17 protein-coding genes and 1 pseudogene are annotated in these 16,319 nt (G+C 39.0%); 3 read left to right on the forward strand and 15 right to left on the reverse strand.

Annotation, left to right across the window (positions count from 1 at the left end; genetic code table 11):
* Positions 1–128: 128 nt before the first annotated feature.
* The 15 genes and pseudogenes from truA to C427_RS13995 form a co-directional block, all read right to left on the reverse strand.
* Entirely contained in the window at positions 129–914 is a 786-nt protein-coding gene (gene truA / locus C427_RS13935; RefSeq protein ID WP_007638741.1) for a tRNA pseudouridine(38-40) synthase TruA, read from the reverse strand.
* 114 nt (positions 915–1,028) lie between these two features.
* Complete coding sequence (locus C427_RS13940; protein ID WP_007638742.1) at positions 1,029–2,375, reverse strand: sigma 54-interacting transcriptional regulator; 1,347 nt, start codon at positions 2,373–2,375, stop codon at positions 1,029–1,031.
* On the reverse strand, positions 2,375–2,941 hold the full coding sequence (locus tag C427_RS13945; RefSeq protein ID WP_007638744.1) for a hypothetical protein: 567 nt from the start codon (positions 2,939–2,941) through the stop codon (positions 2,375–2,377). Before C427_RS13945 ends, C427_RS13940 begins: the two co-directional genes overlap by 1 nt.
* A complete protein-coding gene (locus tag C427_RS13950; protein ID WP_007638745.1) occupies positions 2,938–4,344 on the reverse strand; it encodes a sensor histidine kinase in 1,407 nt (468 codons plus the stop codon). The genes C427_RS13945 and C427_RS13950 overlap by 4 nt, the downstream gene beginning before the upstream one ends.
* A 93-nt stretch (positions 4,345–4,437) precedes the next feature.
* Positions 4,438–4,713, reverse strand: coding sequence for an EF-hand domain-containing protein (locus C427_RS13955; RefSeq protein WP_007638746.1), 276 nt, complete (start codon positions 4,711–4,713; stop codon positions 4,438–4,440).
* A 466-nt stretch (positions 4,714–5,179) separates the two neighbouring features.
* On the reverse strand, positions 5,180–5,623 hold the full coding sequence (locus tag C427_RS13960) for a tellurite resistance TerB family protein (protein WP_007638747.1): 444 nt from the start codon (positions 5,621–5,623) through the stop codon (positions 5,180–5,182).
* A 6-nt stretch (positions 5,624–5,629) separates the two neighbouring features.
* Complete coding sequence (locus C427_RS13965) at positions 5,630–6,655, reverse strand: NAD(P)/FAD-dependent oxidoreductase (RefSeq protein WP_007638748.1); 1,026 nt, start codon at positions 6,653–6,655, stop codon at positions 5,630–5,632.
* A complete protein-coding gene (locus C427_RS13970; protein WP_007638749.1) occupies positions 6,652–7,707 on the reverse strand; it encodes an ABC transporter ATP-binding protein in 1,056 nt (351 codons plus the stop codon). The genes C427_RS13965 and C427_RS13970 overlap by 4 nt, the downstream gene beginning before the upstream one ends.
* 7 nt (positions 7,708–7,714) lie before the next feature.
* On the reverse strand, positions 7,715–9,379 hold the full coding sequence (locus C427_RS13975; protein ID WP_187292361.1) for an ABC transporter permease: 1,665 nt from the start codon (positions 9,377–9,379) through the stop codon (positions 7,715–7,717).
* Positions 9,380–9,422: 43 nt separating this feature from the next.
* Positions 9,423–10,436, reverse strand: a complete 1,014-nt coding sequence (locus tag C427_RS13980) for a Fe(3+) ABC transporter substrate-binding protein (protein WP_007638751.1) — start codon at positions 10,434–10,436, stop codon at positions 9,423–9,425.
* Between the two features lie 83 nt (positions 10,437–10,519).
* Positions 10,520–10,990: a GNAT family N-acetyltransferase gene (locus C427_RS13985; protein ID WP_007638753.1), complete on the reverse strand. Its 471-nt coding sequence runs from the start codon at positions 10,988–10,990 to the stop codon at positions 10,520–10,522.
* Between the two features lie 19 nt (positions 10,991–11,009).
* Positions 11,010–11,219, reverse strand: a complete 210-nt coding sequence (locus tag C427_RS27590) for an ATP-binding protein (RefSeq protein ID WP_226991174.1) — start codon at positions 11,217–11,219, stop codon at positions 11,010–11,012.
* A gap of 371 nt (positions 11,220–11,590) precedes the next feature.
* A pseudogene (locus tag C427_RS27595) lies at positions 11,591–12,049 on the reverse strand (PP2C family protein-serine/threonine phosphatase); the annotation flags it as partial.
* On the reverse strand, positions 11,974–12,654 hold the full coding sequence (locus C427_RS27600; protein WP_015430972.1) for a response regulator: 681 nt from the start codon (positions 12,652–12,654) through the stop codon (positions 11,974–11,976). The gene C427_RS27600 and the pseudogene C427_RS27595, both read right to left, overlap by 76 nt.
* 17 nt (positions 12,655–12,671) lie before the next feature.
* Positions 12,672–12,977, reverse strand: a complete 306-nt coding sequence (locus C427_RS13995; RefSeq protein ID WP_007638755.1) for an STAS domain-containing protein — start codon at positions 12,975–12,977, stop codon at positions 12,672–12,674.
* Between the two features lie 153 nt (positions 12,978–13,130).
* Between C427_RS13995 and C427_RS14000 the strand changes: the two genes are divergently transcribed.
* From C427_RS14000 to pheA, 3 genes are all read left to right on the forward strand, one after another.
* On the forward strand, positions 13,131–13,451 hold the full coding sequence (locus C427_RS14000) for an SUI1 family translation initiation factor (protein WP_007638757.1): 321 nt from the start codon (positions 13,131–13,133) through the stop codon (positions 13,449–13,451).
* Positions 13,452–13,475: 24 nt separating this feature from the next.
* Entirely contained in the window at positions 13,476–14,276 is an 801-nt protein-coding gene (locus C427_RS14005; protein ID WP_007638769.1) for a response regulator, read from the forward strand.
* Positions 14,277–14,437: 161 nt separating this feature from the next.
* Entirely contained in the window at positions 14,438–15,622 is a 1,185-nt protein-coding gene (gene pheA / locus C427_RS14010) for a prephenate dehydratase (RefSeq protein WP_007638772.1), read from the forward strand.
* Positions 15,623–16,319 lie beyond the last annotated feature (697 nt).

The raw sequence follows: 16,319 nt of genomic DNA on the forward strand, positions 1-16,319 counted from the left end.
GTTAATCTTAACTAATTGACAATATTCAACGGTTCGTTTAATACCCGTTTTAAGCCCTGTAGGCCGAAAGAAACCCTATTAAATCACATCAAGCACATATCAAGAATACAAAACTGGTCTTAGAAGTATTAATCTGGTAAAAATAATGGTCCCAAGGGTGTAGTCGGTAAATCAAAAACTTCGGGGTAAGTAACATGAACTAAGTATAAACCATTCGGTTTTGCAGTGGATGCAGCTTTAGTTCGGTCTTTACCTTCTAACAATGTCTTCATCCAAATTGTGGGTTTTTCTTTTTTACCAATCGTCAAAAGAGAACCTGTAATATTGCGTACCATATGATGCAAAAATGCGTTCGCGGTTACATCAATCATAATGTAATCACCAAATCGGCTCACATTGATATGAGTCATCTGGCGGACCGGAGTGTTAGCCTGACAGTCCACAGCTCTAAACGCACTAAAGTCATTTTTACCTAACAAATGTTGAGCTGCTTGATGCATCAACTTATGGTCCAACTCATTATGTATATGCGTTACGCCTTTGGGTAAGATGCTATTACGTAGACGATGATTATAAATGACATATCGGTAACGCCGTGCAGTAGCAGAAAAACGCGCATGAAACTCGTCATCCGTATTTTTAACCCATTTTATTGCAATTGAGTTAGGTAAAAAGCGATTCAAACCGATAGTCCATGCACGGTCAGGCCGCTGAATATTTGTATCAAAATGTACCACTTGGCAAGTAGCATGCACCCCTGCGTCAGTTCTCCCGGCACAGACTGCCTTGATAGGTTCGTCGGCTATAGTTGTTAACGCTTCTTCAACGTGCTGTTGCACACTAGCCACAGTTTGTTGGCGCTGCCAACCGTGGTAGGGTGCGCCATTATATTCAATGCCCAGAGCTAATCGCATCAGTCCACTTTCGTTATTCAAAAAATTCGCGGTATTGTAAGGAACTTATCAGTAAATAACAGGGGTTTTTAAACAAACCGCAGTAAAGAGCATTCTTAGGCTCGAACCAATCATTTAATCTCGCTTAAAATCGACCGAGTGAAGATCATGTTTTTTTATCAGTTTGTGCATATCAGTTCGATTTCTTCCGGCTAATTCTGCTGCCCGAGTCACATTACCATCCGTCATTTTAAGCAACCTCAATAAATATTTTTGCTCAAAGGCATCCCTTGCTTCTGTCAAAGTTGGCCATTTCTGCTCTGATGCAGATAAAGCTTGTTCAACTAAATGTGATGCAATAATGGGAGTTTGAGTTAGGGCGACACATTGTTCAACCACGTTAACGAGCTGCCGAACGTTACCTGGCCACAAACAAGTAGTCAGGAGTTGCATTGCATCATCAGAAAAACGATTAACCTTAACCTGATGGCGTTCTGCGCTCGTTTTTAACAAGTGGCGTGCTAGTAATGGGATATCTTCAGAGCGTTCTCTTAGTGTAGGTAAAGTGATATTCACTACATTGAGTCGGTAATACAAATCTTCTCTGAAATTGCCCAGCTCCATTTCTTTATTGAGGTTTTTATGGGTCGCGGATATAACTCTCACATCAATTGGAATTTGTTTACTGCTGCCCACGGGACGGATAGTTTGTTCTTGCAGTGCTCTAAGTAACTTAACTTGAAGCGGGATGGGCATATCGCCAATTTCATCTAAAAATAAAGTACCACCATCGGCTTCTCTAAAGAGTCCATTATGTTCATTAACCGCCCCTGTAAATGAACCTTTAGCATGACCAAACAGTTCAGATTCGAGCAAGTTTTCTGGTAAAGCCCCGCAGTTGATCGCTACAAAAGCTTTATCCACTCTTTTACTGGCTTTATGAATGGCACTGGCCAAAAGTTCTTTTCCGGTGCCACTGGCACCGCTTATTAACACGCTAACATCGCGCTTGGCAACACGGTAAGCTTGATCAAGCAGTTGTTCCATTTGCATCGAACGGGTAATGATTTTTTCACACCACTGTCCATTTTGCGCTCCTTGGCTTTGACTCACCGCTTTTTTCATCAAACTGCGTAATTCATCATGATCTATGGGTTTAGTCAAAAAACCGAATACACCTCTTTGTGTCGCTTCAACAGCATCTTGAATAGTGCCGTGAGCGGTCATTAAAATAACAGGCACATCTTTTCCAAGTGCCATAATTTCTTCAAAAAGGTTTAAACCGTCTAATCCTGGCATCCGCAAATCACTCAATACCACGTCAAAATTTTGGGTGTTGATTAACCTTAATGCCTCTTTACCGCCGCCAGCACTTTGAACATTGTAACCTTCACCTTTCAACCTAATGGCCATTAAGCGTAATAAACTTTCATCATCATCAACCAACAGAACATTAGGATCTGATGTATTCAACTGATTCATTATCTAACCTCTTCGATACTTTGAATAATAGATGCTTCGATATTAAGCAACTGATCTATCTGACCTTGTTGTTTTTTTAAGAGTATTTGTAGCTCTTCAATTTTGAAAGATTGTTGAGTGTTAATTTTACTCAAAGTCACTAACGCAGATTCCATTTCCAGCAAATCCTGGCTCGGGTAATAGAGTGCAACTAAAATAAAACGGCGCATCTGTGAAGTTAACTTCGGTAAAATTGACTCTACCCAACCTTGTGCTCGCAAACGGTCTTGAAACGGAGTGCTTTTACCTTGGCTAAGCAGTACTTTTTTCAATACATCAGCATCTTGTTCAGACAATGCTTCTATGTGTTTTTTACGCTCAGGCCATGATACATCCTCAATTTCGTACCAAAATTTCAACCAATATTCGATTTTACAATTATTGCCTTGTGAGGAGTTTAGCCATACACAGGCAGGTTGTATGATTAATACTTCAGCGCTATTTGGGGGGGTATTTAAAGACGGCAGCAACTCACAACTGGAAAACAAAATAAAGGTGCTCAACACTGTTAATAATTTCGATTTCATATACTCGCTTCTTTACCTGGGATCTGCACACGAATACACACGTCTGCATAATCCACTTCAACCATTTCAGCTTTGCCAAACATCATTCTGGCGCAATCGGCAACGATGGATAATCCAAGTCCAGAGCCTGTTACCCTATCATTTCGCACGCCCTCACCACGACTAAAAGGCTGAAATAGAATATGCCGTTGATCCATATCAATTTGTTGACCGCGATTAGCAAAATCTAAAACCTGCATGTTACCTTTCTGATAGAGTCTAATATTAATCGGACTGCCTTTACTGCCGTGAGCAATGGCATTTGACACCAAGTTATCCAAAATCCTTCTAAACAACGTTTGATCAGCAAAAACGGTGGCTAATTCTAATTTCATATCTATCTGATTATCATGCTGTTTAATCGCCAAACTGTTTTCTGTCACAAATTCATTAAAAAAACGTTCACTGTTGATTTTTGAAAACACTGGCTTAGCTTGTTGTAGCAACAAATTGTAATCAAGCAGTTGCACAATAAGTAAATTTAATCTGTCCGTGCTGCTGTTTAGAAGTGATAACACCTCTTCTTGGTCTGTATTCAGAGGGCCTACAACTTGCTCAGTCAACAATGAGCAGCCTTCTTTGATACTTGCCAAGGGCGTTTTTAACTCATGGGATGCATGACGCAATAAAGCATGTCGTAAATTTTCTAATTGAATTAAGCGACCTGCTAATCGGTGTAATTTTTGCTCTAATACAATTAGTTCTTTTGGACCTGACGTGGCAATTTCCGGTAATATATCTTCCTGCCTCGACATGGCGGTAATAATGCGCTCAAGTCTAGAGACAGGTTTTAATATCGCCTTGGAACCGAGTGCAATTAATATAAATGAAGCACCTAATAAACAGGCTGTTAACCAAAATTGTGTTTGTTGTACCGAACTCACATATATTTGTTGATCTTGGATCCTTCGGTCAAGACTGCTATCTACTTGAGCCGATAAGTCATATAGGTTTTGTTTAAATTCAGCTAATTGTGCATCCAGTAACAACTGGTCGTCAGTACCCGAATATTGGTTAATCCAATCAACACGCTCAGTTAAATTACTACAGTTTGTCTTTTCTGTCAGCTTCTCGCAAACAGGTATTTGGAATTCGGTAAAGCGCTGAGATGATTTTCCGATTAAGGGTTTCAGCGCGTCCTTCTTTACAATATGGTATTGGCGCACGAGTCGCTCAATATCAACCGATAGGCCTTCCATTTTACTGACGCGTCTAACAGTATTGACCGAATATTCAGCTTCATTAGTGGCAATTTGACCTATTTCGCTTAACTTAATTTGGCTGTAGCCGACCAGCAATGCCAAAGGCACAAGTACAACGACAAAACTAATAAGTGTTAATTGCCGTAATGAGCCTAGTTGCATGGCAACTCCCATTTGTATTTTAGTTTATCGAAGTGTCAGCATAATAAAAAAAGATCGAACAAGTCGATCTTTTCTGGTTTTATTTTTTAGTTTTTATTCAGACTTACTCATGATTTTTTCTTCGGGCAGAGCCACTTTAATTTTGGCTAGTTCAGTTGAACTTATCTTTCCGTTGCCATCTGTATCAATTTTCCCAAATAAGGCAAGTACAGCAGGATGTGCAACCGCTTCTTTAATCGTGATTTGACCGTCTTTATCCAAATCAAGTTTTTCTATCAATTCATTATCAGCCCTTACAGATGCTGATATAAACAATTGCATAGATGCAGCAATAAACACAAATGGAACAATATAATTAGTCTTTTTCATATCATTATAATCCTTTGCTAAATGAGATCTGACAACCACTAAAAATCATCAAATTAAAAAAATAAGGCATCCATACCGTCAGTGATACCGATTTAAGTTCGCATCAAGGATACTAATACTATTATATGCAAACGCCAACGCAGCCAATAACAAACCAGAAATGTACTAACATCCTTCACAACACTCACTGTCCATGCTTTACACCTGAGAAACCAATCAGATCGAATGTGATTACTGAAATACACTACATAGTTCGTGCCAAGAATTAATTTATTATAAATTTCAACAACTTAAAGAACATTAACGGATTTATACAGATAGCTTTTAAAAAACTAGTCACTATATGTCTTAAATTTGAGACACTCGTACCAGTGGTTTAGATTATGCTATTGATATCAGTCAGTTATGGTGTCTTTTATTTAAGACATCTAGAAGAATTAGCATTTGAAAGGAAAAAAGTGACACGTTAATCAGGCTTAATTGACAATTTACTTTGTATAAATTGGCTATGAGGTATGTAAAGTAAATCGGCTATTTTTCTGATGGTGTAATCTTCATCAGGGCTAAGTTCATGGTCAGCGTATGCCACTGACCATAATGAATCAAGCACAGCCCTTTTCTCGTCTGCGCCATAAATATCATTGATGACTCTTGTAAACTGCTGATAATCTGCCGCATCGTCCGCTTTGGATTGACTCAACTTGCAAAGGATTTCAAGCTCAGTACCACTCAAAGAAAAATGATTCTTAAGCTGGTTGCGATAACTATTTTGCTCTAATTGTTCAAACTTATGATCCGCACGCATTACCTCATATAACAACACAGCTGTCGCCAATTCGATCGTATGTTGAGTATCATTGTTATCTGTTTCTAATTGATCTTTAAACCACTCTTGGATACTGTTAATCATAGTACTTTACTCTCCCGTTATTATTGCTTGACTAAGTGTGAGAGCCGCTTCATAAGCTGACTCAATAGTGGCCCCAAAGCTCCAATCACCCCCAACATATAATCCGTATTCCTGCTGACTCAAAATACCCAAGGGCGATTGCCCAATGCAAGGTTTAGCATAGCGCCAATAGTGCGCATAGGTATTAGATATTGACTTATCAGATAAATCAAACAGCTCACAAAATCTTTTTATCGCAATAGATATCGCCTTCTCTCTGCCAGACTTTCCTAAGTCATCTGACAATACGTTAGCCAGTTGCGCCACCCATATTTCACTCTGTCCTGCCGCTTCTGAAGGCATGACATGAGGTCTTAATGGTTTGCTTGAATCACGCACTAAGGTCTGTATAGATTGATCATCTAGGTACACTAAATCAATATTATTAGCGACTGAATGGTTTAATTTTAAGCCAATCGACCAACAACTTGTCCAAGATTGAGATGCATCAGGTAGTTTTATCGGCAACTCAGATTGTTCAATTAATGCCTGGGTTTGTGGCCAAGGAGCAGTTAATACGACTTTATCAAACAACGCAGTCTGCCAGACATCGTTTGATTTTAGCTGCCATCCCTTGTCAATAATGAAGCGAATTTGACTGATTAAATGGTTTGTGTGTAAATTAGCTTTTTTTATCCAATGTCGACATGCGGCGTTCATCTTGCTGTTAAACACAAAATGTTTTGTGTCACTGACAACATTTTCTAATGGTTGATGAATGTCAGTCTTTTGATTCGCTAAAAATATGTTCTGAGGCCATTGACTGACAATTTTTTGGTCACATAAGTCTTGCATAAAATCTATAAAGTCGACTTTCTGGGCAGGTACAATGCTAGCTCCTAAATCACACTGTCCCCAGTCAGTTTGTTTGGTGCTAGCTCGTCCACCACAGCCTCGTGATTTTTCAAAAATACTGATATCCATACTTTCTGAGTTGAGAAAATTTGCCAACAAACAACCTGTAAACCCGGCACCTACAATAGCCACTTTCATGCAACATCACCATTATCTTTAAATACAATAAGATGTTCCAAGTCTAAACGAATTCCGATCAGTTCATTCAATTGGTGATCATGATGACTAAGAGCCAAACACAATACCCTAGCGTGACCAACATGTTGCAATTCTAGTTGGTACAAAATATGAGAGCCTTGAAACGACCTATCCACTACTTTTGCTAAGGTTTCACTTTCATCATCATGAATGATATCGTCTGGACGAACTAAAAACACCACCTTATCACCCTGCTTAAATCCACTCTCAGGATTAATAGGAAACACCCCTAAACCGCTATTTAACTTAATGTTGTTATCTATCGTTGCAGACAAGAACACGCCATCACCCACAAAGGACGCCACAAAACGATTTACCGGGCGATGGTAAAGCGCGTAAGCATCGGTCCATTGCATTAAACGCCCTTGATCCATAACCCCGATTACATCAGCCATCGCAAACGCTTCATTTTGATCGTGAGTCACCATAAGTGCCGTGGTATTTTCGTGTTTTAAAATGACTCGAAGCTCTTTAGCAAGATCATCTCTTAACTCTGCATCTAAACTAGAAAAGGGTTCATCTAACAATAATAAATCGGGTTTAGCAGCCATTGCTCTCGCTAAAGCAACACGCTGTTGCTGGCCTCCTGATAAAGCATGAGGATATCTTCTTTCGTATCCGGGTAATCCTACTAACATCAGCAACTCAGTTACTCGCTGGAACTTTTGGGCGCGGGTATATTCATGTAAACCAAAAGCAATATTTTGGGCAACTGTTAAATGAGGAAACAACGCGTAATCTTGAAACACTACTGCGACACGGCGCTTTTCAGGCTCAACATGACTATGCTTAGCACTAACCAGCTGTTGACGTAGTGAAATTTGTCCTTCTGCTATCTTTTCAAATCCCGCCACTGCTCGAAGGAGGGAGGTTTTACCACATCCTGATGGCCCTAATAAACAACCTATTTGCCCAACGCCTAATTCAAAAGTAACGTTTTGAACGGCTTGGGTTTTTTGGTAAGCAACAGATACATTATTGAGACTTAACATAAGCTCCTTAATTGACTTGTGAACTTTGTTGACTGGGTTTGTCCATTAACAAGGTCAACAAAATAACAGGTAATATACCAACACTGACAATGGCTAAAGCAGGGAGCGCAGCGTCCATAAGACGTTCGTCTGAAGCAAGCTCAAATGCTCTGACTGCCAAAGTATTAAAATTAAATGGACGTAAAATTAAGGTAGCAGGAAGTTCTTTTAACACATCCACAAATACTAATAATAAGGCACTAAGTACACTGGTTTTCATTAAAGGCACGTGAATAACTCTGAGGACTTGTAAAGGTTTATACCCTAAGGAACGAGAAGCATCATCCATACTTGGTTTGACTCTAGACAAGCCTGTATCGATATTGTGCATAGCGACAGCTAAAAAGCGACTGCTGTAAACTAAAATCAGAGCAAACAATGAACCTGAAAATATTAAGCCAACACTCACGTCAAACCAGTTTTCAGTCAGAGTATTTAATTTTATATCCAACCAACTCAGTGAAATCATGGCGCCGATAGCAATCACAGTTCCGGGCACTGCATATCCTAAATTAACCACGCCCACTAGAATTTGTATCGGCTTAATAGGATTAAGGCGTTTTCCATAAGCAAAGATAAGTGCCAATATCACTGCGGTGATGGCTGCAATAGCGGCTAAATAAAAACTATTCCATAATAATAACCAAAATTCACTAGTGAGTTGTTTGGAATACGTCATTGATGCCCATTTCAACAATTGCAGAACGGGTAGCATAAAACCAAAAAACACCGGTATCACACATAAAAATGGCACCCAAAACGCTTTTCTACCGCTTAATTTTTGCCTGTTAACTTGATTAGTTTTTTGTCCTTGAAAATAATAGCTAACCTTTCGCCTAGACAGATATTCAAGGATCAGTAGCAACACTACAAAACTGGTTAACATAGCAGCTAATTGCGCCGCGGCAATACCATTACCTAAGCCGAACCAAGTTCTAAAAATACCGGTAGTAAAAGTACTCAGGCCAAAATATTGTACTGTTCCATAATCTGCAAATGCCTCCATCATAGCCAGAGCTGCGCCCATTAAAATAGCGGGTCGCGCCAGGGGTAACACTACCTTAAACAAGTGTTTACTGGGGGATATACCTAGGCTTCGTGATACCTCTTCAAGGCTTGCTGGTTGTTCACTAAAAGCAGTTCTCGCTAACATGTATACATATGGATAAAGCACCAGGGACAACATAATTATAGCGCCTGGCAGGGAGCGAATATCAGGAAAATAATAATCGCCATATTGCCAGTGGAATGTATCTCTTAATAATGTTTGCAAAGGACCTGCAAAGTCCAACAAACCTGTGTAGGTGTAAGCAATAATGTACGCGGGCATCGCCATTGGTAGCAAAATCAACCATTGTAATTGTTTTCGGCCTGCAAATTCATACCTAGCAATACACCAGGCTAAGACAGTACCAATCAAAATCACTAAGAAGCCAACGCCAAAGGCTAATAACAGAGAGTTAACAATATAATCAGACAAAACGGTTGAATATAGATGTTGCCATATTTCAGTTTGCGGGAAAAAAACACTTACAAAAACAAGGCCTACTGGCGCCGCAAGGATAATACAGCCTAAGGTGATACTGACAAACCAAGGATTGAACCAGCTATAAAGCCAGTTTATGAATTTCATAAACTGGCTTACTTTATTATCGTCAAAATAGAAACTTTTAGGCTCACTTCCACCCGGCACGATCCATCATCTTAACCGCTGCTGCATTTAACTCACCTAGTTGACCTAGGGGAACTTGTTCAGTCTTGAATGTGCCGAAAGACTCAAGTAGATCACTCCAAGCAATATTAGCTAAAATGGGGTATTCGTGGTTGGTAGTGGCGTACCATAGTTGTGACTCATTACTGAGTAAAAAATCGATTAACTTGAGCGCTGCGTCCTTGTTTGGGGCACTTTTTGCTAAAGCTACGCCAGATATATTGATGTGAGTGCCACGGCCAGCTTGATTTGGCCAAATAACTTTTACTTTTTTAGCTTGCTGCTGGGTTGTTTTATCTTCAGAACTCAACATTCCTGCAAGGTAATAAGTGTTAGCAATAGCGACATCACAAAGGCCTGCTGCTACGGCTTTAATCTGGTCTCTGTCCCCACCTTGTGGAGGGCGAGCAAAATTATTAACCAAACCATTCACCCATTCCTGAGCAGCAGACTCGCCTAACTGCGCGATTAATGCTGCCACCATAGATTGATTATAAATATTGCTAGAACTGCGAATACACACCCGCCCTTTCCATTCTGGGCTAATTAAGTCTTCTACGTTGGCAATAGTTTGGGTATTAACTCTATCAACTGACACCATCATTGGCCTAGCCCGTAATGATAATCCTAACCAATGCCCCTGCTCGTCACGAAAGTTATTAGGCAATGCAGCAATTGCGGGGGACACTGATATAGCCTGTGTTAACCCTTGTTCTTTAGCACGATATAAACGACCTACATCTGTTGTTAATAATAAATCTGCAGGGCTATATTTGCCTTCACTCTTTAAACGAGTGATAAGGTTATCCGCCTTGCCAGTGACTAAATTGACTGTAATGCCCGTTTGTTGAGTAAATTTATCTAACAACGGTTTTATTAACGCTTCTTTGCGCGCTGAATACAAGTTTACTTGTTCTGCCATAATGGATGTAGACAGCATAGTGGTGATAACAAGCATACAGAAATTGATATTTTTCAAAGGTATTCCTACTTTATAAAGGCAAATGCAAAGATAGAAACTGGATGTTAATCTAATTGATAATTATTCTCAATAGCAATTTCTTATTCTTCGTACATCAAATAATGGGTTGGATGCATACCCAAAGACTCATACGTTTTCTGGGCGATTAGGTTTTCTTTTTCTACGTATAACCTAAAACCACATACATTCTGTTGTTGCTCAGCCAACGCTTTAACTTGGGCATACAACTGTGCATAAATACCTTGGCGCCTAAAGTCTGGTGTAATATAGACACTTTGAACCCACCAAAAAACAGCATTGCGCCAATCACTCCACTCAGTGGTTACCATTAAACTACCCACCACTTCATCATTTTGTTCAGCAACCAAATAAAAACCTTTAGTATCATCAATAATTAAAGCTGACACACCCTTAGATAAAGTGTCCTCGTCTAACTTTTTTTGTTCGGTTTCCCAAGCCATTAGTTGATTAAACTTCACCAACGACGATACATCTTGGAGCTTAGCAACCCGTATATTAATTTTTCCCAATTTATTTACACCTTTATTCATAGCTCTATTCACAACTTATTTAAATTTTAAAAATGACATCTACTGTATTGCCTTTGTTCGTGTACTCAACTGATTCGCACAACTCTTTTACCAGCGAAATGCCACGTCCGTAACTTTTTTCAACATCTTCCAGTTTTGATATATGTCCCTGTTCAAAGCCTTTGCCTGAATCTTTAATTCTGATTGCCAGAGCGTTTTCATGAGGTCGAGACTCTGCAGAAATAACAATTCTGGCGCTCTGTAATGCCGAAAGCCTCTTTTCTCGCGACGAAAATACTCAAAAAAACCGTCATCAGATTGTTTTAATCGTGAATCAAGTTCTAGTATGCCATGCTCTAGGTAATTGTTGTATAGCTCACTCAACACCGTAAAGAGTTCTGAGTGAATTTCATATAAGCTCAGCTGGTTGGTCACTACATTGACTAAATCAACCACAGGATCAGCAGACTTAATATGCTCGGCGTTCAGTTCAATCACAATTTTAATAGGAACCTTCGAAGCATGCCCCTTTTTTTCAACCGGTTTAAATGGCTGACTGGTAAAAATGATGACTGTAATATCGTCGTTGCGCTGCATTGAGCCAAGATATTCTGTAGCTTTACTGACAACACCCGCAACACTGATATCAGGTTGGTTGTTTAACCACTTTTCAATACCCTCATCACCCAGCATTTTACGTTGTTCATTTTCAAGTTCGACAATACCATCGCTATAAGCCACCAGCCTGTCACCAAATTGCATTGTATAACGCTCGACATCTGATACAAACTCATGCTTTTCCAATATCCCCAGAGACATATGTCGTGAAGCAAAACACTTGACTATTTTTCCATTACGATCTTGTAATAATAAGCTAGGCATCCCACCATTCCAAATATCTAATTGCTTTCCGGTGTTGTTGATCTCAACAATTGCCGAAGCAAAAAACATATCGTCAGGAAGCAACATCAGCAAAGTTTGGTTAATGGTTTCAGCCATTTCCATTAAAGAAAGTCCTTTATTGGAAATCGTATGGAAGGCTTGTGATACTGGTAGCGCACCAATAGCCGAAGCTGACAATGGCCCGTAAAATCACCGATTAAAAAGTACATTCCGCCGGTGGGACTTTCACTGGCTAAAAGTAAGTCACCATTAAAATCACTAGCGGGGTTCAAGCTGTAATCGAGGTATGGAGTGAATGATTTCTTAACGGAAAGCGCATTGGCAAAAATATGATCAACAATTTTATTCTCGCGCTCCATAGAGTTTCGATAAAAAGAAAGTTGTTTATTTTGCTCATAAGCTTTCTTATTTAATAACCGAGTACGAGCATGAGCTCGGATTTTTGCAGCCAAGATAACTTTATCGAAAGGTTTAGTAGCAAAATCATCTCCACCTACCTCTAAGCATCTAGCGAGTGACTTATCATCTTCAAGAGCGGTAATAAAAATAATAGGTAAGTAAATATCACCAGCTAACTTTTTTAGTCTTGTGGCGACCTTGTAACCGCCCATACATGGCATTACAACATCAAGCAATACAAGCTCAGGATTGATACGTTTAGCCAATTCAATCGCCACCGCCCCATCCTCGGCTTCAAAAGTATCCATATACCCCTGTTGCTCGAGCATATGTACTAGCAAAAAACGATTAAGCGTGTCGTCATCAACAACTAGAATACGCACATATAAGTTACGATTGACTATTTAATATCGAATTTTTTGCCAAAACGGGCAATCTGCAGTATTTTTAAAACCTGCGGGCGGCAATATGTAATTTTAAATGAATTCACAGAATCTTGTAAATTTTTTTGCATGTTCAACAACATACCTAAAGCAGAACTATCCATGTATTCAGTTTTTTGTAAATTAATAATAATGCTATTTACTGCAGCGGTACCTTCTGAATAAGCTAAGCGAAAGTCTTGAACTTTGCCGAAGTCGAATTTTTCTTCTAAATAAATAGTTAATTCTTTACCATCTTCAGAAAACTCTCTATCTAAATTCATGTATTTCCCCAACAAGAAAAAAAATGTATTAGAGCATCTCATTCTAAGATGATGTTATTAAATAATAGTTTTGCATCTTTGCCTACAAAAAATCACTTTTTTTTATTAGAATAAGCGTCTTAATTGCTCGGCATCAATATGGTACAGCTTAAAATGAGTGAAAATAGATTAGTGTACAGTACACAAACTGGCCGAATTCAAAATAAAGAACAACGTAAACCCTCAATAGTAACAGATGGTGTAGTGCGTATCCGCCGCGAAACTAAAGGCCGTAAAGGCAAAGGTATGACAACAGTAACGGGGTTGGACTTACCTGAGAAAGAGTTAAAAGACTTATGCAGCCAATTAAAAAAATTGTGCGGAACAGGTGGAGCATTAAAAAGTGGGATAATTGAAATTCAAGGTGACAACCGCGATAAAATCAAAGCAACACTCGAGCAACTAGGCCATAATGTAAAATTAGCAGGTGGTTAATAGCAATAGAAATGAGGAGTAACAATGCACCGTCTCGCTTTGTCAGAAGTTAGTATCATATTAGTTGAACCCTCTGATACACAACGTAAAATTATCATTAAGCAATTAGCCGCAGCTGATATTCATCACGTAGAAGCTGTAGGTAGCGTTGCGCAAGCCATTGATGCGATTACTAAACACGGTGCAGACTTGGTTGTCAGTGCGATGTACTTCGAAGACGGTACCGGACTAGACATCATTAAACAAATTAAAAATGATGAGTCACTTGCCTCAACCGCATTTATGCTGGTTTCCAGCGAAAATCGGGTCGAGAAACTTGAAGAGTTTAAACAATCTGGTGTGGCAGCTATTTTACCCAAACCTTTTTCTCCTGAAAATTTATCAACAGCATTGAAAGCGTCGCTTGACTTGATCAACTCAGATGAACTGGATTTAGAGTTATTTGATGTACATGAAGTGAGAGTACTTTTGGTTGACGACAGTAAACTCGCACGCAATCATATTCGAAGGGTCTTAAATGGTTTAGGGCTACAAAAAATTCTTGAAGCCGAAAACGGCGCACAAGCACTCACTGTATTAAAAGAAAATACCTTTGATTTGGTAGTAACTGATTATAATATGCCTGAGATGGATGGCAGAGAACTTTCCGAATTTATTCGCTTTAATCCTGAAACTGCACATATACCTATTATCATGGTTACCAGTGAATCAAGCTCCAGTTTGCATATGGCAAATATTCATCAAACGGGTGTTAATGCTTTATGTGACAAGCCTTTTGAAGTAAATGAAGTACGCAAAATGTTAGCCTCCTTACTAGGAAAATGAACAAAATAATTAGACGTTATTCATTATTTGTAAGAAACAAAAAAATTGTGCTTAAGCAAAACATTGACATATAAGTAGTGGCTTTATAAATTCTTAACTGTAATACAAATATTTAAACCTCCCTATCGAGAGGTTTTTTTTGAAACAACTAAGTGGACATCATGTCATCATCAGAATTAGAAAAACTTAGAGTCAAAATCACCGAACTTGACACGCACCTTTTGACTTTTTTAGCCAAAAGGCAGCAATTTACAAATCAAGTCGCTGAAACAAAGATCAAAAATAATATCCCTGTACGTGATCAAAAACGTGAGGAACAATTGTTGATTAGGTTGATAAAAGAAGGCAAAAAGCACGGACTAGATGCCCATTATGTCACCCAGTTATTTCATGTCATCATTGAAGACTCGGTACTGAACCAACAAGCATTGTTAGCGTCAAGGGCCAACCCTGGTGGCAGCCTTACAGTCAACCGCGTGGCTTTTTTGGGTGACAAAGGTTCCTACAGCTATCTAGCCACACAAAAATATTTTTCTAGGCGTCCAGGTAAACTTATTGAAATAGGCTGCCAAAGCTTTTTAGAAATCATAAAAAAGGTAGAGACTAACGAAGCTGATTATGCAGTATTACCGATTGAAAACACCTCTTCAGGGAGTATCAATGAAGTTTACGATCAACTGCAACACACTCACCTTTCAATCATTGGTGAACTTACTCATCCAATCAAACATGCTTTATTAGTTAATCAAGAAACCGATGTCAGCAAAATAAAAACCTTGTACGCCCATCCACAAGTTTTCGCTCAATGTAGCCATTTCCTTGCCGAACTGGGTAATGTCGAAGTGAAGCCTTGCGATAGTACTTCTGCAGCCATGTTGACAGTGGCCGAACTAAATAGAGATGATAGTGCGGCAATGGGCAGTGAAACGGGTGGTAGTTTGTATGGTTTACATGCCATTAAATCAAACTTAGCCAACCAAAAAGAAAATCACAGTCGCTTTTTTGTCGTTGCTCTTAAGCCTGTCAATGTTCCATTACAGGTACCTGCAAAAACAACATTAGTGATGTCTACGGTACAAAAACCCGGAGCTTTAGTAGAAGCTCTGATGGTACTTCGAGACAACAAAATTAACATGACTAAGCTAGAGTCTAGGCCTATAACTGGTAACCCTTGGGAAGAAATGTTTTATCTTGATGTGGAAGGTAATGTTCAAGACGGGCCTATGCAGCAAGCTTTAGAAGAGTTACAGGCCATGACACGATACTTTAAAGTATTGGGCTGTTATCCAAGTGAAGAGATAAACCCAACAAAGGTCGCGGCAGTGATTGCTTTAGATGGGCTGTAACAAATTTTATGTAACTGCTTATCATAAATTACTTTATTGAGAGATAAGGATAGGCAATACTACAGAAATTTTTACTCTAAAATATGACGGAAGCCTTTTGGGAGGAGGTGTAGAAAATGTCAAGAACAGTAAAACAGCTGAAGAGGACGGCACTGGTGAATTTTCCCATGATATTATTGGGTCAAATTATGTTTCCAAGCCTGATCCCGCCTTTAATCCAGAATATGCAACTGTGTTAATCTGTTCTTCGCGTCAAAAAATGAAATGAAATTGTCGATGAAATTCTATGACACTGGCGAATTTAAACAGAACGAGCTCACTTTTAAGTATAAGGTTTATGGCGACAAAATCACGTCAAATACAGATAATAGTATAATGCTAGAATTAACAATTCGAAAAGATGGTAGTTTAATAGATGGTGAGGATATCGATTTTTTTAAGCGAAATTAATAGAACACTGATTGAGTGTTTTATTGAGTTTAATTGCGGGTTTCGTAAAGAGTTATTACCCTTCTTATTCACTATGGCGTGAATACTTATGAATATACACTCAAAAAAAAATTATTATTGGCCACATTTTTTTCTGGTAGGTTATTGATGATCAAGATATTAACTAGTTATGCAATAATTATATTTGGCTTAATCTCATGCGGTAAAGTGACGTTTGAAGGTACTTATATGGCCGCTGGCGGCATGT

Origin of the sequence: Paraglaciecola psychrophila 170 (assembly GCF_000347635.1) — a bacterium.
Lineage (GTDB): Bacteria > Pseudomonadota > Gammaproteobacteria > Enterobacterales > Alteromonadaceae > Paraglaciecola > Paraglaciecola psychrophila.